The organism is Bartonella sp. AU55XJBT, from assembly GCF_028618525.1.
Genome location: NZ_JAQITC010000001.1, coordinates 88,749 through 106,791, shown reverse-complemented (window position 1 = coordinate 106,791; position 18,043 = coordinate 88,749). Strand labels below are relative to the sequence as shown.

At 40.0% G+C, this 18,043-nt stretch carries 9 protein-coding genes, 1 tRNA gene and 1 pseudogene; 6 read left to right on the top strand and 5 right to left on the bottom strand.

Annotated elements, in window-relative coordinates:
• Nucleotides 1-5 precede the first annotated feature (5 nt).
• From truA to def, 3 genes are read right to left on the bottom strand one after another with little or no spacing between them, the layout of a single operon-like run.
• Nucleotides 6-749, bottom strand: a complete 744-nt coding sequence (gene truA, locus PVV70_RS00385; protein ID WP_273757443.1) for a tRNA pseudouridine(38-40) synthase TruA — start codon at nt 747-749, stop codon at nt 6-8.
• A gap of 1 nt (nt 750) precedes the next feature.
• The gene (gene fmt, locus PVV70_RS00380; protein ID WP_273757442.1) at nt 751-1,680 is read right to left on the bottom strand and encodes a methionyl-tRNA formyltransferase; all 930 of its coding nucleotides are present in this window, start codon (nt 1,678-1,680) and stop codon (nt 751-753) included.
• Nucleotides 1,680-2,216, bottom strand: coding sequence for a peptide deformylase (def, locus tag PVV70_RS00375; RefSeq protein WP_273757441.1), 537 nt, complete (start codon nt 2,214-2,216; stop codon nt 1,680-1,682). Before def ends, fmt begins: the two co-directional genes overlap by 1 nt.
• A gap of 91 nt (nt 2,217-2,307) precedes the next feature.
• Here def and PVV70_RS00370 point away from each other — a divergent pair, with 91 nt between their 5' ends.
• Together PVV70_RS00370 and PVV70_RS00365 are read left to right on the top strand one after the other, a co-directional pair.
• Nucleotides 2,308-3,492, top strand: coding sequence for a DNA recombination protein RmuC (locus PVV70_RS00370; RefSeq protein ID WP_273717475.1), 1,185 nt, complete (start codon nt 2,308-2,310; stop codon nt 3,490-3,492).
• Between the two features lie 113 nt (nt 3,493-3,605).
• Nucleotides 3,606-4,193, top strand: a complete 588-nt coding sequence (locus PVV70_RS00365; protein ID WP_273757440.1) for a hypothetical protein — start codon at nt 3,606-3,608, stop codon at nt 4,191-4,193.
• A gap of 465 nt (nt 4,194-4,658) precedes the next feature.
• Here PVV70_RS00365 and PVV70_RS00360 read toward each other — a convergent pair.
• Nucleotides 4,659-4,734: transfer RNA gene (locus tag PVV70_RS00360), tRNA-Ala, on the bottom strand.
• A gap of 116 nt (nt 4,735-4,850) precedes the next feature.
• Nucleotides 4,851-5,231 carry a TIGR02300 family protein gene (locus tag PVV70_RS00355; protein ID WP_273757439.1) on the bottom strand — a complete coding sequence of 127 codons (381 nt, stop codon included), beginning with the start codon at nt 5,229-5,231 and terminating at the stop codon, nt 4,851-4,853.
• A 186-nt stretch (nt 5,232-5,417) separates the two neighbouring features.
• Between PVV70_RS00355 and aroA the strand changes: the two genes are divergently transcribed.
• From aroA to PVV70_RS00335, 4 genes and pseudogenes are all read left to right on the top strand, one after another.
• Nucleotides 5,418-6,746 (top strand): 3-phosphoshikimate 1-carboxyvinyltransferase, encoded by a 1,329-nt coding sequence (gene aroA, locus PVV70_RS00350; protein ID WP_273757438.1) that lies wholly within the window; start codon nt 5,418-5,420, stop codon nt 6,744-6,746.
• Complete coding sequence (cmk, locus tag PVV70_RS00345; RefSeq protein ID WP_273757437.1) at nt 6,743-7,390, top strand: (d)CMP kinase; 648 nt, start codon at nt 6,743-6,745, stop codon at nt 7,388-7,390. Before aroA ends, cmk begins: the two co-directional genes overlap by 4 nt.
• 133 nt (nt 7,391-7,523) lie before the next feature.
• A complete protein-coding gene (rpsA, locus tag PVV70_RS00340; RefSeq protein ID WP_273757436.1) occupies nt 7,524-9,224 on the top strand; it encodes a 30S ribosomal protein S1 in 1,701 nt (566 codons plus the stop codon).
• 231 nt (nt 9,225-9,455) lie between these two features.
• Nucleotides 9,456-18,040, top strand: a pseudogene (locus tag PVV70_RS00335) (GH36-type glycosyl hydrolase domain-containing protein).
• Nucleotides 18,041-18,043: the final 3 nt, after the last annotated feature.

Genomic DNA, 18,043 nt, shown 5'->3' with positions numbered 1-18,043 from the left:
GACAGTTAATATTCTACTTTGGTTAAATAAAGTCCTGAAGGGGGAGCAACAACACCACAACGTTTACGATCTTTAGCATGAAGAGCTGCTTCAAGATCTTGAGCTGTCCAACGTCCAATCCCCACTTCCATGAGGCTTCCTGCAAATGAACGAATTTGATGATGAAGAAAAGAGCGGGCTTGCGCATAAAGGAAGATTTTTTCACCTTCTCTTTGCACATCGAGGCGTTCAAGGGTTCGAATAGGGCTTTTGGCTTGGCAATGTGCTGAACGGAAAGTTGTAAAATCATGTTGTCCTACAAGCTTTTGAGCGGCTTCATGCATCGCTTCAGCATCAAGAGGCTTTGGCAACCACCACACACGTTTGGCATTTAAGGCTGGTGGAGAGCGACGATTGAGAATTTTAAAAAGATAATGGCGTTTGATAGCAGAAAATCGTGCATCAAAGTCATCAGGGACATTTTCTACGTTTAAAATTGAAATGGCTTCTCTCTGTTGACGCAAAAGAGCATTGAGCGCATCCCGTACAGTATATGAAGGCCAGTTTTTTATGAAATCAACATGCGCAACTTGTCCTGTCGCATGCACCCCTGCATCTGTTCGTCCTGCTGTTGTTATGGTTAATTGTTCTCCACTAAAGCGAAAAATCGCTTGTTCAAGAGCTCCTTGTATCGTGTGAAGCTTTGTTTGACGCTGCCAGCCAGCATAATTTGATCCATCATATTCAAGAGTAAGTTTAAAACGGGGCATATTAAAAAACAGCAGAAATATGAGCGCCTCGTAAAAAAGTTGCGCTCTCAAGGACTTTACCACCAGATCTTTGTAGATGGGTTATTTCAAGGCGCCCTTGTCCACAATGGACAATCAAAGAATTTGGTTCTATCCGCCCAATTTCAAGAGAAGGACCTTTTATTAAACAACTTCCAAGAATTTTTACGCGTTCTTCTCGTCCACCGATATTCATATTGCACCAGCAGCCAGGAGAGGGAGAGAGCGCACGAATATGCCTATGAATAACTTCTGCAGGTTTTGTCCAATCAATACGGGTTTCTTCTTTTTTAATTTTGGCAGCATAGGTTATGCCTTCCTCTGATTGGGGAGTCAGTTTGAGTTGTCCTTTTTCCAGAGTTGATAGAGCTTCTATCATAAGTTCTGCACCGATATATGAAAGCTTATTTGAAAGTTCATCTGTGGTGGTGGTATCAGTGATGGGAATAGAGCGTGAGAGGGCAATAGGCCCTGTATCAAGCCCTTCATCCATTTTCATGATCATTATCCCCGTTTCCTTATCTCCAGCCATAATCGCACGCTGGAGAGGTGCAGCACCACGCCACCGTGGTAAAAGCGAAGCATGGGCATTAAAACATCCAAAACGCGGTGTTTCAAGAATAGCTTTCGGTAAGAGGAGTCCATAGGCAACCACAACAGCAGCATCAACACAAAATGCTGCAAATTGGGCTTGCTGTTCGGCTGTTTTGAGTGTTTGAGGCGTAAAGATAGGAATAGATTTTTCTTCTGCTGCATTTTGCACGGGTGAGGGGATGAGTTTAAGACCACGACGCCCTGCTGGGCGAGGAGGTTGACTATAAACAGCAACAACATCATGCCCCGCATCCAATAAAGCATGCAAAATGGGAACAGAAAAATTCGGTGTTCCCATAAAACTCAACCGTAATGCCATTACAAAATTGCTTCCTGAGTATTTTTTTCTTTTGCGCGTTTTTTAAATTTTCGTATCACCATATCGCGTTTGATTTTTGAGATATAATCAATAAAAAGACGCCCATCTAAATGATCCATTTCATGCTGTAAGCAAGTTGCCAAGAGGTCATCTGCTTCAATTTCTGTCTGTTTTCCTTCACGGTTTTGATAGCGAATACGCAGGCGTTTAGGGCGTTCAACTTCCGCAAAATAGTCAGGAATAGAAAGACAACCTTCTTTATAAATATTGCGCTCATCTGAAAGCCATAAAATCTCAGGGTTGATAATAACAAAGGGCTTTTTCTGCTTATCTTCAGAATTTCCAGAGACATCTATAACCAACATGCGTAGTGGTATGCCAATTTGAATAGCAGCAAGACCAATACCTTTAGCATTATACATAGTTTCGAGCATATCATCCGCGAGCTTCTGGAGAGCTGTATCGACTTGGTCGATGGGTTTGGATACTTCCCGTAAAATCGGATCTGGTAAAGTCACTAAAGATTTTATTGGCATGCGGAATAGATTAATCAATGCTTTGTTATGGGTCAATATTGAATAACAAATTCTTGCGCTTTTTTATGATGAGGGCGTTATATTACTTCTCATGTTTGATTCGTTTTTTTCTTTTATACTTGCTGATGAGTCGTTTACGAAACTGAGCGCCCTGCTTTTATTGATACTCCTTTGCTTAGCATTTTTTATGTTGATTTATTCTCATCGAAAAAAGGCATTTTTGGAAAGTGAAGTTGCCAAGCGTGCGCGTGAGGCACAAGAGCAGATGGCTACATTGCTCAAAACACAAGCTGAAATGCAAGGGCGAATGCAAACGATGGCTGAAATTTTCGGTCAAAGACAGGCTGAATTGAATAAGTCACTCAGTGAGCAACTCAATGGCATGACAGCCAATATAGGTCAAACACTTCAGGTACAGACAAAATCAACTTATGAGAATTTAAATCGTTTGCAAGAGCGTTTAGCGGTCATTGATGCAGCGCAAAATAATATTCAGTCACTTACGGGACAAGTTGTTCAACTGCAATCCATTTTAAGCAATAAGCAGACGCGTGGTACTTTTGGTCAAGGGCGGATGGAAGCAATTATTGCTGATGCTCTACCACTAAATTCTTATGCTTTTCAAGCTGTTCTTTCAAATGGAAAGCGGCCAGATTGTCTCATTCACATGCCAAATAAAGCGCCTTCTCTTGTTGTGGATGCTAAATTTCCTCTGGAAGCTTGGAATACCATGCGTAAAGCAACAACAGCTCAAGAACGTCAAGAGGCAGAACGCCAATTTCGCACGGATATGGAAGTCCATATCCGTGATATTGCGCAAAAATATTTAATTCCTGGAGAAACCCATGACACCGCTTTTCTCTTTGTACCATCGGAATCGATTTTTGCGACAATTTATGAGGATTTTGAGCCATTGGTACAAAAAGCCAATAGAGCCCATGTGATTATTGTTTCACCGTCTTTGTTGATGCTCTCTGTCCAAGTTGTACAAACCATTATGAAAGATGCGCGGATGCGTGAACAAGCGCATTTAATTCAATCAGAAGTAGCAAAATTGATGGAAGATTTTGGACGAATGGATAGCCGTGTTCGCGCACTACAGAAGCACTTTCACAAAGCAGGAGAAGATATAGAGGGAATTTTAATATCGTCCTCTAAAATTATGAAACGGGCAAATCGCATTGAAACTGTCGAATTAAAAGAAAATTATTCTGAACCAGCAAAAATGACAACATCAACTCAGTCGCAAATATTGCGTTTGGTTGATGAAGAATAAAGTAAATCAAGCTTCTCAACGATCACAAGTTAGGATCATGTTCTTTATTGATTGGTAATAATTTTTTAGTATCTCTATCTTGTTTTATTTCTTAAATGAGAGGAATAGGGAATATGCGACACCTTTTGTTTTTAGGGGCACTGGTGTTTCTGCTAGGGGGGTGTGCAACAACTACTCCCCTCCACACAAACAATGCTTGTGCTATTCTAGCACAAAAAAATGGTTTTTTTGACAATTGGGGTAGGGCATCTCAAAGAGCAGAAAGGCGCTATGGAATTCCTATGCCTATTATTCTTGCGACCATTAATATGGAATCGGGCTTTCGTCGTAATGCACGTCCTCCACGCAAAAAACTACTTGGTTTTATTCCATGGAAGCGTCGATCGACAGCTTATGGTTATTCTCAAGCGCTTGACAGTACATGGGCAATGTATCTGCGCTCTACAGGAAAGTCTTTTGCATGGCGTACTAATTTTGCAGATGCTGCTGATTTTGTTGCTTGGTATCATCGTCAAAGTGTTCAACGCAATGGAGTGAGGTTTGATGATGCCTATAGCCTTTATCTAAATTATCATATGGGGCATGGCGCTTATGCGCGGAGTGGTGGAAATGTTAATGCTGCGCTTTCACAGGCAGCACAGCGCATGGCAAGAATATCGAGGCTCTATGAACAGCAATTAAGGAGATGTGGATGGCATTAGGGAAGATTTTTGAAAATCCCAATTAAGGAATTGATGGGATAAAATTAATTTGAGAGCAAAATTTCTTATAGGGTGATAAGGTTGTATCGTTTGTCCAATTGTCGAAATGAAATAAGTTGTTATTTTTTTAATAAACTAAAATGACAGAACACTTTTGCAGTATACAATACATTTGAAGATACTCTCGATATTTTTGTTCCCCTTTGTTCGAAAAATTTACAATGAACACAATCCTCCATTTGGCACTCGCTTTTGACTCTGGGCGAAATACTAGAGAGCGCTGAAGAAAAATTCTAAAATATAATATCGCTTTTTATTGTCATGAAAGTAAAATTTACAATCCAACGAACAATTAAAAGGGCATTATAAGAGCGTTAAAACACAGGCTATACAACACCACAGGAAAGGTTACAAAGCACATAAACTTCCCAAATTGATTCTTCTTGATAGAAGAGTTGGTTCTTTTGGTGGAGCTAAGCGGGATCGAACCGCTGACCTCTTGCATGCCATGCAAGCGCTCTCCCAGCTGAGCTATAGCCCCTAAAAACAAATTTTTCCCCAAAAGACAGCCTATAATTTCAATTTTTTTAAAACGATAAAAATTGAAGATCAAGAAGAATTTGCATTTAACAGAAAAGATATTTTCTTTTACTTCTTTTAAGCATCGTCATCATTAGAAACGCCGCCTCCGAGAATATCGGTAACGTCATCATCCTCATCGTCCTCATCGTGAGATAAAAATGTATCATCGTCATCACCAAGATCCACATCACTATCTTCTAAATCAGGAAGATCGTCATCTTTAGAACCGTCATCATCCTCTTCAAGAAGCATAAAAGCAGACTTTTCAAGTGCTGTATCAAGCTCTTCAGTATCTACTTCTTCTTCATTGTTTGCTTCAGCTGCCGCAACCTCAAAATAAGAACGCGGATAAGAGATTCCTGTATAAGGTGACACAATAGGGTCGCGATTTAGATCGTAAAATTTTTTTCCTGTTTCTGGATCAACACGTTTCGTTCCAAGTTCCTGTTTTGCCATAAACCGTGCCTCTTTGATTAATTCTATTCCATTAAAAGATAAATTTTATGGTGCTTAATCGAAAAATAATGCCTTTGTCAAAGATAAATACACTGTTCCACGCAGATTTTTTCATGACGCCCTTTAAAGCATGTGCTAAAGGATGCATAATTTCATAAAGGTTAGATAGAATTAAATAGAATTTCCATGCAAAAAGCAATCCCTATAACGGCCTATAAATCGAGTAGTCTCTCTGGAAAAATTCGAATACCAGGAGATAAATCAATCTCTCACCGCTCTCTTATACTGGGAGGGTTAGCAAATGGTGAAACATATATCCACGGATTACTTGAAAGCGCTGATGTACTCAATACAGCTGCTGCTATGAAGGCTATGGGCGCCTGTATGATTAAGAAAGACGACTTCTGGATCATACGAGGAACAGGGAATGGTTGTCTCTTAGCCGCACAAAAACCTTTAGACTTTGGAAACTCTGGAACAGGTGCTCGCTTGATTATGGGAATGGTTGGTCCCTATCATATGAAAACAACTTTTACGGGTGATGCTTCTCTCTCTAAACGTCCCATGCGACGTATCCTCGATCCACTGCGTCTTATGGGGGTGGAAATTGAAGCAACAGATGGCGATCACCTTCCTTTAACGCTTTATGGTCCCAAAATGGCTAATCCGATTCGCTATCGTGTTCCAATAGCTTCCTCTCAAGTTAAATCAGCGGTTCTCCTCGCTGGACTGAATACCGCTGGCATTACAACGGTTATTGAACCAGTTCTCACACGTGATCATACGGAAAAAATGTTAAAAGCATTCGGTGCTAAACTTGAAATAGAAAGAGATAAAGAAGGTGCGCGTTTGATTCATCTTAATGGTTTTCCTCATCTTACTGGACAAACGATTCATATTCCCGGAGATCCTTCTTCTGCTGCTTTTCCAATTGTTGCAGCCCTTGTTGTAGAAGATTCTGATATCACCATTGAAAATGTTTTGATAAACAATTCTCGAATAGGACTTATCGAAACATTGTGGGAAATGGGCGCTCAAATTGAATTTTTGAATCAACGCCAAACAGGTGGAGAGGATGTTGCCGATCTACGGATAAAATCATCGATCCTCAAAGGTGTTACTGTGCCGAAGGAACGTGCTCCATCGATGATTGATGAATATCCTGCTTTGGCGGTTGCAGCAGCCTTTGCTGAAGGCAAAACAGTGATGCTAGGAATTGAAGAATTGCGTGTTAAAGAATCAGATCGGCTGTCTGCTGTTGCACAAGGATTAAAAATTAATTGCGTAGACTGTGAAGAAGGTCAAGATTTTCTCGTTGTTTATGGGAAAGGTTCTGCTAAAGGTTTGGGGGGTGGACATGTTACCACACATCTTGATCATCGAATTGCTATGTGTTTTCTCATTTTTGGGCTTGTATCAGAAAAGCCTGTTACCATTGATGATAAACGCATGATTGCTACGAGCTTTCCAGAATTTATTCCTTTTATAAAACAGCTTGGGGGAAAAATCGCTTGAAGCCTTTTGTTATTGCCATTGATGGACCTGCTGCCTCAGGTAAAGGGACCTTAGCTCGCAAAATTGCTGCACATTATCATCTTCATCATTTGGATACAGGGCTTACTTATCGTGGTGTTGCTCATGCGCTTTTACAACAAAAATTGGCTCTTAATGATGAAAAAAATGCTATCATTTATGCTAAAGAACTTGATTTTAATAGTTTAAATCCTGCTTTTCTTTCTTCTCATGAACTTGGTGAAGCGGCTTCAAAGATAGCGATTAATCCTGCTGTACGTAAAATTCTTATCGAAAAACAACGTAATTTTGCCAAAACTTTACCTGGAAGTGTGCTTGATGGGCGAGATATTGGCACGATCGTTTGTCCTGATGCTGATATCAAGTTTTATGTTCTAGCCAATGTTCAGATACGTGCCAAACGTCGTTACCAAGAAATTTTAGAAAAGGGGGGGCAAGCAAATTACCATGAAATACTTAGCGATCTTGAACAGCGAGACAGTCGCGATATAACACGCAAACAAAGCCCCCTAAAACCGGCAAAAAACGCCCACTTGCTTGATACGTCAGAATTGAGTATAGAAGCAACATTTGCAATTGCATGTGCTTTTATTGATCCAATCATAAAAATGCATATAATTGGATAAGTTCATTAAGGCAGCTCCCAGCTTGGCGCTAATTTTTCCTCCTTTATTTAAGGAAAAAGGCTAAGGAGTTGCCCATGTTAACACTAACCTAGCGCTCATACCTTACAAGATAAGGTATATATTAGGAGTTCTTATGTCACAATACAATCCCACAACAGCGGATTTTGAAGCCCTTTTAACAGAATCTTTTCAAACCAATGATCTTAATGAAGGATCTGTTGTTAAAGGTCGTGTTATTGCAATCGAAAAAGACATGGCCATTATTGATGCTGGACTTAAAGTCGAAGGACGTATTCCTCTCAAAGAATTTGGAGCTAAAGCAAAAGATGGTTCTTTGCAAGTTGGCGATGAAGTTGAGGTTTATATTGAACGCATTGAAAATGCGATGGGCGAAGCTGTTTTATCGCGTGAAAAAGCACGTCGCGAAGAAAGTTGGGTCCGTTTAGAGGAAAAATTCAATGCTGGTACACGCGTTGAGGGCGTTATCTTTAGCCAAGTAAAAGGTGGTTTCACAGTTGATCTTGATGGAGCGGTTGCTTTCTTGCCGCGCAGCCAAGTTGATATTCGTCCCATTCGCGATGTTTCACCTCTCATGCATAATGCACAATCTTTTGAAATTTTGAAGATGGATCGTCGTCGTGGCAATATTGTGGTCTCACGTCGTACTGTCTTAGAAGAAAGCCGCGCTGAGCAACGTTCAGAAATCGTACAAAATCTTGAAGAAAACCAAATTGTTGAAGGTGTGGTGAAAAATATCACAGATTATGGTGCCTTTGTTGACCTTGGTGGGATTGATGGTCTCTTACACGTTACAGATATGGCATGGCGGCGTGTTAATCACCCATCTGAAGTGCTCACAATTGGTCAAACGATCAAAGTTCAGATTATTCGCATTAATCAAGATACGCACCGTATTTCTCTTGGAATGAAACAGCTTGAAAGTGATCCTTGGGAAAGTATCAGTGTCCGCTATCCGATTGGTAAGAAAATTACGGGTGCTGTGACCAATATTACGGATTATGGTGGTTTTGTTGAAATTGAACCAGGGATTGAAGGATTGATCCATGTTTCTGAAATGAGCTGGACAAAGAAAAATGTTCACCCTGGAAAAATTCTGTCTACATCACAAGAAGTAGAAGTGGTTGTTCTTGAAATTGATCCTTCTAAACGGCGTATTTCTCTTGGCTTAAAGCAAACATTTGAAAATCCATGGGAAGCTTTTGCCAATAAATTTCCTGTCAATTCACAAATTGAGGGAGAGGTTAAAAATAAAACAGAGTTTGGTCTGTTTATTGGGCTTGAAGGCGATGTTGACGGTATGGTTCATCTCTCTGATCTCGATTGGAACCGTCCTGGTGAACAAGTTATTGATACTTACAATAAAGGTGATATCGTTAAAGCTGTGGTCCTTGATGTTGACATTGAAAAAGAGCGTATTTCTCTTGGAATTAAGCAGCTTTCCAGTGATAAGGTTGGAGAAGCAGCTGCTTCTGGTGAATTGCGAAAAGGGGCTGTTGTAACCTGTGAAGTGATTGCTGTTAAAGACAATGATATTGATGTGAAATTGATTGACCACAACCTTGAGACAACCATTCGGCGTGCTGATCTTGCACGTGATCGTGATGAACAACGTCCTGAGCGTTTTGCAATTGGGCAAAAGGTTGATGCGCGCATCACAGCCTTTGATAAAAAAACACGTAAAATTTCAGTATCGATCAAAGCATTAGAAATTGCAGAGGAAAAAGAAGCTGTTGCCCAATATGGTTCTACAGATTCAGGCGCTTCTCTTGGTGATATTCTCGGTGCGGCTTTGAAAAAACAAGAACAAGATTAATCATTAATCATTAACATTGATGGTATTATTAAGGTCACTCCTAAAATGAGTGACCTTTTTATTTTCTAAAGAAATTATTTCCTTAATTTTTAATTATTGCATTAAAAATTATTATAACTGCTTGCAAATAAAAACAAAAAGTTTGTTTTTTGTCTATCAACGGTTCACTATTCAGATAAAATGCTTACAATTTAAATAAAAAGCGATGTAATTGAATAATAATGGGACATTATGGCGTGCACAATACCTTTCATAAAGTACTTTTTTCTCAAAAGAAGAGAAAAGACCATTTTATTAATAGTGATTTCCCTCTTCGAGCAATTTATAAAGTACAAGAAGATCTTTATGACCTAGGGCGTGATATAGCTTCCGGCAAAGAAATTTTACTCCCTGAATATGAAGGAGTAGAAGATTTTCGCAAGAGATTGAATGAAAATGCTAAACTTATCCTTCATGCCTTTCATACCAGTGATTTTGCAGCCAAAAATGATGAAACTATCGCACCGTCTGCGCAATGGCTCATTGATAATCATTACACCATTGATAAAACCATACAACAACTACGCCGTAACTTTTCTAAGTCCTTCATAAAGCAACTTCCTCTTTCTACACAAAAAGCAAGAATACCACGCATTTTTGCTTTAACTTGGCTTTATATTGCGCATACCGATAGCAGCTTTTCACAAGAAACACTCACGGCTATGATCAATGGGTTTCAAGAAGTTTGTGCGCTCACAATTGGTGAATTATGGGCTCTTCCTTCAGTTATGCAAATGCTACTCATTGAAAATGTTCGTCGTCTTTCAGTGCGTATCAAAAAAGCGCGCCAGATGCGCCATCTTGCCAGTCAAGTAGCTGATAAAATTTCTCTTTTAGAAAATAAAACAAATCTAAACTCTCTTTTTACGCAGTACAAATTATTTACTGCTGACCCAACTTTTTCAGCGCATTTATTCTATCGCCTGCGCAGTGCATCTATCGATTCAACCGTAGCGTTAACTTGGCTTGAAAAGCAATTAGAAAGTCAAGGCAGTAGCTTAGAAAGTGCAACAGCCGATGAGCATACCAGACAGGCGGCAGATGGTGTGACCATGGGCAATATTATTTGTGCTCTTAAAGTGATAGATGATGTTGATTGGACCGTATGGTTTGAAACAGTGAGTTGTGTCGATGCTATTTTGCGTAAAAAGAGTGATTTTTCTGAAATTGATCCCCATTCACGCGGTATTTATCGACAAGTCATTGAAAAAATTTCACGCTTTTCGTCTCTTAGCGAGCTGGAAGTTGCACACAAATCTGTAGAAATGGCAAATCCCACTATTGAAGATATGCCTCATTATTCCTCTGTTGGGTGGTATCTTGTCGGTGATGGTCGTGGTATATTTGAAAAGGCTTGTGGATATACGCCGCCTCTTCTCATAAAATGGGCACGCGCTTTTTATTGCTTAAAACTGAGAGTCATTGCCATTCCTGTCTCTTTTCTGACGCTTGCTCTTTTGCTTGCAGTCTATACCTTTTTCCAAATATCTGGCATGACACTCTGGATGTCCCTTTGCTTTACTGTATTGGCGCTTTTTCCTGCTATGGATGCGGCTTTTTCCTTCTTTAATATAGTTGTTTCTTGGTTTGTTCCATCAAGACAGCTCATTGGTTATGAATATAAAGAAGGTATTCCAAAACATGCACGGACAATGGTTGTTGTACCTACTTTGATAACATCACGCGATGATATTGATGCGCAAGTGCACAATCTTGAAGTACACTATCTTTCCAATCCTAAAGGTGCGGTCCATTTTGCACTCATTACAGATTGGGTAGATGCTCCCTTAAGAGAAACGCAAGACGATCTTGATTTGCTTCGCTATGCGCAAAATGGTATTGATAAACTCAATAGTCGTTATCATCGTGATGAACTTCCTGTTTTTTTCCTTTTACATCGCCGACGCCTTTATAATAGCGGTGAAAAATGTTGGATGGGATGGGAACGAAAGCGGGGAAAACTTCATGAACTCAATCGGCTTTTAAGGGGCGATGAAAATACGAGTTTTTACTCTCCTGATCCAAATCTTCCTATGGATTGCCGTTTTGTTATGACACTGGATTGTGATACACGTCTTACCCCTGAAAGTGTCACAAAACTTGTTGGAAAGCTTAATCATCCACTCAATCATCCCATTTTTGATCCGCAAAGTGGAAAAGTTGTCAAAGGCTATAGCGTTTTGCAGCCACGCATTATGCCGTCTCTGACAACAGGAAAAAAAACATCAATTTTCCAACGGGTTTTTTCGACCAACCGTGGTATTGATCCTTATGTTTTTGCTGTTTCTGATACTTATCAAGATCTTTTAGGAGAAGGTACTTTTATCGGTAAAGGTCTTTATCATATTGATGCATTTGAACAAGCACTTGACGGCAAAGTTAAAGAAAATACTGTTCTTAGTCATGATCTCTTAGAAGGAGGATATGCCCGTACTGCTCTGGTTAGTAGCATCACAGTCATTGAGGACTATCCAACGGCTTATAATATTGATGTTATGCGTTATCATCGCTGGATTCGTGGTGATTGGCAACTTTTGCCCTATCTTTTTTGTTCCCGTCAAATAAGCTCCGTGATGCGTTGGAAAATGCAGGATAATTTGCGTCGTTCTCTTACACCATTAATGTGGTTATTTGCAGCGTTTGCAGGATGGGCTCTTTTGTCATTGAAGAGTGCAATCATCTGGCAGATATTTTTGCTGTTTAGCGCCTTCATTGCCCCCATTTTATGTGTATTAAAAACGTTTTTTTCATCCAATATAGATCATTCTTTGCGCGGACATTTTCGATTAATTTGGAATAAAACCGCTCTTACAAGCGCTGATATCTTTCTTAAGACGACTTTTCTTGCTCATTCGGCCTATTTTATGACTGATGCGATTATTCGTACACTCTATCGTATGACGATTTCAAGACAGCATCTTCTTGAATGGAAAACCTCTGCCACAACAAAATCAATGCCTAATAGTTTGCTTTTCTATGTTTTTACAATGGCACCAGCATCACTTATTGGTGCTCTTGCCCTAACACTCGCTCTTTTTTTTGATAGTTTTGCAAGCTTTATTGCTTTGCCTTTTGGGATAGTATGGTTTTTTTCACCTTTCATTGCTTGGGTTGCGAGTCGACCTTCAACATTTCAAGATAGCCTTGAACTTTCTTCAAAAGATGAAAAAATCCTCCGCTCTATTGCACGGCGGACATGGCTTTATTATTCAACCTTTGTCAATGAGCAAAACAATTATTTGCCTCCCGATAATTTTCAAGAAGACCCTGAACCGCTTGTTGCTCAACGTACATCCCCTACAAATATCGGGGTTTATCTCCTTTCTGTTATTGCGGCACGTGATTTTGGCTGGATTGGTTTTGAAGAAACAATTACCCGTATTGAATGTACATTACGCTCTCTTGCAAAAATGGAAAAGTTCCATGGTCACCTCTATAATTGGTATGCAACGGATACACTCAGACCTCTTTTACCCACTTATGTCTCAACCGTTGATTCAGGAAATCTTGCTGGTCATTTGGTAACACTCTCTTCTGCCTTAAGGGAATGGGCTGAAAAACCGCATCTTCTTTTTCAAAGTGATCGAGAAGGTTTATCGGATGTTCTTATTATTCTTGAAGAAACGGTTAAAGAAATTTCAGACCATCAACTCAGTTTACGTGCTTTACGCCAAAGAGTTGAAGAAAATATTGTTCGTTTTCATCACTCTGTCCGTACTTTTGTAGAACAAGAAAATACGATACCTTTTCACATCAAGGATCTTTCATGTGCAGCCCACGATATTGTAGACTTAGTTAATGAACTCGACCAGAAAATTCAAACAATAGAATCGGCTCGTGCGCTTTGTTGGGCTAAATGCCTTATCGAAACTTGCGACGCTTATCATCATGATGCAACGGCTCATTATGATCCTGAAAAATTATGCAAAAAACTAAACAGATTGGCTATAGCGGCAAGGCAAATAGCCTTTGATATGAAATTTGGCTTTTTAGAACAACCTAAACGGCATCTCTTATCCATTGGATATCGTGTTCAAGAAAACAAACTCGATGAAAACTGTTATGATCTACTCGCTTCAGAGGCACGTCTTGCAAGTTTTTTTGCTATCGCAAAAGGGGATATAAAGCCTAAACATTGGTTTCATCTTGGTCGACTCCTCGTCCCCATAGGGTGGAAAGGTGCTCTTTTATCATGGTCTGGTTCTATGTTCGAATATCTTATGCCATCTCTTGTGATGCATGAACCTTTAGGCTCTCTCTTGGATCAAACCAATCGGTTGATTATTCGTTGTCAAATACAATATGCTCACACACGGGAATTGCCATGGGGTATTTCAGAGGCTGCATTTAATGCTCGTGATCATTTAATGAATTACCAATATGCTCATTTTGGTGTTCCAAGCCTCGGACTCCAACGTGGTCTTTCACGCAATGCTGTCATTGCTCCTTATGCTAGCTTTCTTGCAGCACAATATGCTCCTGCTTGCGCTGTTGCCAACTTAAAACGACTCCGTGATCTTGGAGCTTTAGGAACATATGGTTATTATGATTCTGTTGATTTTACCTCTTCACGTGTAAAAACAGGGGAAAAGTACGCTATTGTACGCAATTATTATGCGCACCATCATGGTATGTCTATCCTTGCTCTTAACAATGTTATTTTTCAAGGGCGAATGCGTGATCGTTTTCACCGTGATCCCGTTATTGAAGCAACGCAATTGCTTTTACAAGAGCGCGCTGCCCATCTTATTCCTGTGATTCACACCAAAGCTATTAATCGTATGCGCAATAAGTCTGAAGCATTGGATGCCGCTCCTTTACGCATTATTACAAATCCGCTGCTTAAACCACGGGAAACTTTGCTTTTGTCTCACGGCTTTTATTCTATCATGTTGACAGCGAATGGTTCTGGCTATAGCCGTTGGTACGATTATGCGATTACGCGCTTTATTCCTGATGCGACAGAAGATCAACAAGGGATTTTATTCTTTCTACGCAATACACATAGTGGACGGTGGTGGTCTGTAACCAGCGAACCAACACGCGTTATTGAAGAAGAAGCTGTCAGCATTTTTACGGATGAAAAGGCTGAATATACGAAAATGGTTGATGGTATCAAATCAACCCTTGAATGTCTTATTATCTCTGAAGGGTGCGGCGAAGGTAGACGTATTCAACTGATGAATACAACAAACAAAGACTGTCTTATCGAAGTTACTTCGTATGGTGAACTAGCGCTTGCAACAATGGATATGGATTGTGCTCATCCTGTTTTTTCACGAATGTTTATAGAGACAGAAATTGCTGAGGAAGGCAAAACAATTTTTGCCAAAAGGCGCAAACGCTCACCTAATGATCCTGAAATTTATATTGTTCATTTTGTTTCCAGTACAACAGATACTCTTAGAGAAACAGAAGCTGAAACGGATCGCTCACTGTTTATTGGTCGGGGGCGATCCATTCATCGTCCCGCTGCATTTGATCGAAATGCTCATTTTAGTAATAGTCAAGGTTGTGTTCTTGATCCTATTATGTCACTGCGATGCCGTATAAAAATTCCAGCCCATGGAAAAGCAGAACTTATTTTTTGGACTTTTGTTGCTCATACACAAGAAGCGCTGCATCATCATATGAAACATTATCGACAACCTGATATGTTTCAAAAAGAACTTTCAATGGCATGGACACGCTCACAAGTTGCACTGTACCAGAGCGGAACCTCACTTAAAGAAGCGATTGTCTATCAAAAATATGCAACGCCACTTATCTATCTTGATCGGACATGGCGTCTTCCTTCTGAAATATTAGCAAAAACGCTTGGAAAACAGTCTGATCTTTGGCCCATGTCCATTTCAGGAGACAATCCACTTTGTCTTCTTAGATTAAATAACGAGGGAAATATAACTGTGCTTCGTGAGCTCCTTAAAGCACATGAATATTGGCGTATGCGCGGACTCATTGTTGATTTAGTCATTCTCAATGAACAAGCGTTTTCCTATATACAAAATACACAACGCGCTCTTGAATGGGTATGCGAATCTTATCAACATCACACGCAAGAAACAGATGCACGCCAACATATTTTTACGCTTCGGCGTGATCAAATGAGTGAGCAAAGTTTTAAAACGCTTCTTGCATCCGCACGCATGATTCTTGATGCCGAAAATGGCTCTTTATCTGAACAGCTGAAACGAATTAATGGGAGTGATTTGGATTTAGCAACTCGTAAGAGTCATCAAGAGTTTCATTATAAATTAAATTTCCAAAAAAATAGCGAAGAAAGATATGGAACAAAACAAACCGAACAAAGCCTCTTTTCTTCCATTGGTCTTATCAGTCAACAAAAATCTTTTCCTATCCTCGTTGACGGAAAAGACCTACAATATTGGAATGGTTATGGTGGATTTAATCATCATAACTATTATGTGATCCGTCTTCGAGGACATACCACCACACCCCATCCGTGGATTAACGTCATTGCTAACAAAAGCTTTGGCTTTCATGTGTCTGCTGAAGGGGCAGTTTTTACTTGGGCTCACAATAGCCGCGATTATCAATTGACCCCTTGGAGCAATGATCCTGTTTCCAATCGCCCAGGAGAAGCTCTTTATCTTGTAGACCGCCTGTCTTTAAAACGTTTCTCACCCGTTTCTGCTGTAGAATGTGATGAAAATGTTGTTTATGAGGTTTGTCATGGTTTTGGATTCTCAACTTTTAAATCGACACATTCAGAAATCGCATTAGAACTGACTCATACACTCGACCTAGAGAAACCTGTTCGCTTTTCACGTCTTATCCTCAGGAATGAAGGGGAAAAGCCACGCAGTTTACGCCTTTATAATTATGTTGAATGGGTTTTAGGCAAGACCCAAACAAAATATACCCCCTTCATTGTTCCCTCTTACGAGGATAAATGGGGAACACATTTTATTCAAAATCCCTATCACATTGAAAAATCTCAACAAGTTACATTTTTATCAGCATCCGAAACGCCAACCAGCACCACAACCAATCGCAGCGAATTTATCGGTGCAACGGGAACTGTAACACATCCAAATGTGATCCGTAAAGCTAGTACACTTTCGAATACCATTGAAGCAGGATGTGATCCTTGTTCAGCATTTGCTTATGATATTGACCTTCTTCCAGGACAAACAAAAGAAATCATTTTCTATCTTGGCAGCGCTGAAAATAGACAAGAAGCTGAAAAATTACTCGATCAAGTACGTTCAACTGATTTTGAAACTTTGCTTACACAACAAAAACAATATTGGAGTGATTTTGTTTCCCCACTCCAAGTAAAAACACCTGATCCCTCTTTTGATCTTATGGTCAACCATTGGCTTCCCTATCAAATCTATTCATGCCGTATCATGGCGCGCGCTGCCTTTTATCAAGCAAGTGGTGCATTTGGCTTTCGTGATCAGTTGCAAGATAGTTTGTCTTTATTGTTGCTAGAACCACAATTAGCCCATAAACAATTGTTAAATGCTGCAGCGCATCAATTTCTTGAAGGAGATGTGCAACATTGGTGGTTGCCTGATACAAATGCTGGTGTTCGCACACGCATTTCTGATGATATTGTTTGGCTTGCCTATGCAACGGCTCTTTATGTCAATACCACTGGCGATGATGCCTTTCTTGATACGCTCATTCCTTTTATTGAAGGTGATGTTCTCAAAAGTGGGCAACAGGATGCTTATTTTCAACCCGCCCAATCCTCAAAGGTTGCAACAGTTTATGAACATTGTGCTTTAGCTTTAGACCTTGCCATTAAACACTGTGGACCTCACGGCCTTCCTCTTATTTTAGGTGGCGATTGGAATGATGGCATGAATTTAGTAGGTGCGCAAGGAAAAGGCGAAAGCACTTGGTTAGGGTGGTTTCTTGGGTGCACACTACAAGCATTTATTCCTTTAGCTCAAAAACGGCGTGATAACAGCCGTGTTGAAACATGGAGTGCATATTTTGAACGGTTAAAAACATCCCTAGAAAAAAATGCTTGGGATGGTGCTTGGTATCGACGTGGCTATTTTGATGATGGAACACCTTTTGGCTCTAAAATCAATGATGAATGCCAAATTGATACCATTGCCCAATCTTGGGCTGTCATTTCTCAAATGGCACCGCTTGAGCGTCAAAAACAAGCTATGGCCTCAATGCTTGAACATCTCTATGATGAAAAAGGGAAACTTCTCCGTCTTTTCTGGCCTCCTTTTGATAAAACAACGCTCGAACCTGGTTATATAAAAGGTTATCCTCCAGGTATTCGAGAAAATGGTGGACAATACACCCATGGTGCTATTTGGAGCATTTTAGCGCTTGCTGAAATGAATGAAAGCGATAAAGCCTATCACTTATTTTCCACAATTAATCCTATTAATCATGGACAAGCCCCTGAAACTTATCGTGTTGAACCTTATGTGATGACCGCAGATATTTATGCCGTTGAATCACGGAGCGGACAAGGTGGCTGGACATGGTATACAGGTTCAGCAGGCTGGTTTTATCGCGCTGCAACACAAGCTATTCTTGGAATACAGCGTCAGGGAGATTTGTTGTTTTTAAAACCGCATTTACCTTCTATTTGGCCAAAGTATGAAGTAAAAATGAAATTTTATGAGGCTGTTTATACCATTAAAGTCAAATGGGGATCTGAAAATATACTTCACGTTAATGGCAAAAAATATACCGAAGTTCATACAGGGATAAAGTTACAAAAAACGGGAAAACATGAAATCATACGCATACTTAAATCCTCAAAACAGAAAAGCTAAAGG

Coding starts and splice junctions, on each gene's coding strand:
- fmt (WP_273757442.1), bottom strand. CDS start 1,680: ATGGCATTACGGTTGAGTTTTATGGGAACACCGAATTTTTCTGTTCCC.
- PVV70_RS00355 (WP_273757439.1), bottom strand. CDS start 5,231: ATGGCAAAACAGGAACTTGGAACGAAACGTGTTGATCCAGAAACAGGA.
- PVV70_RS00370 (WP_273717475.1), top strand. CDS start 2,308: ATGTTTGATTCGTTTTTTTCTTTTATACTTGCTGATGAGTCGTTTACG.
- def (WP_273757441.1), bottom strand. CDS start 2,216: ATGCCAATAAAATCTTTAGTGACTTTACCAGATCCGATTTTACGGGAA.
- PVV70_RS00365 (WP_273757440.1), top strand. CDS start 3,606: ATGCGACACCTTTTGTTTTTAGGGGCACTGGTGTTTCTGCTAGGGGGG.
- truA (WP_273757443.1), bottom strand. CDS start 749: ATGCCCCGTTTTAAACTTACTCTTGAATATGATGGATCAAATTATGCT.
- aroA (WP_273757438.1), top strand. CDS start 5,418: ATGCAAAAAGCAATCCCTATAACGGCCTATAAATCGAGTAGTCTCTCT.
- rpsA (WP_273757436.1), top strand. CDS start 7,524: ATGTCACAATACAATCCCACAACAGCGGATTTTGAAGCCCTTTTAACA.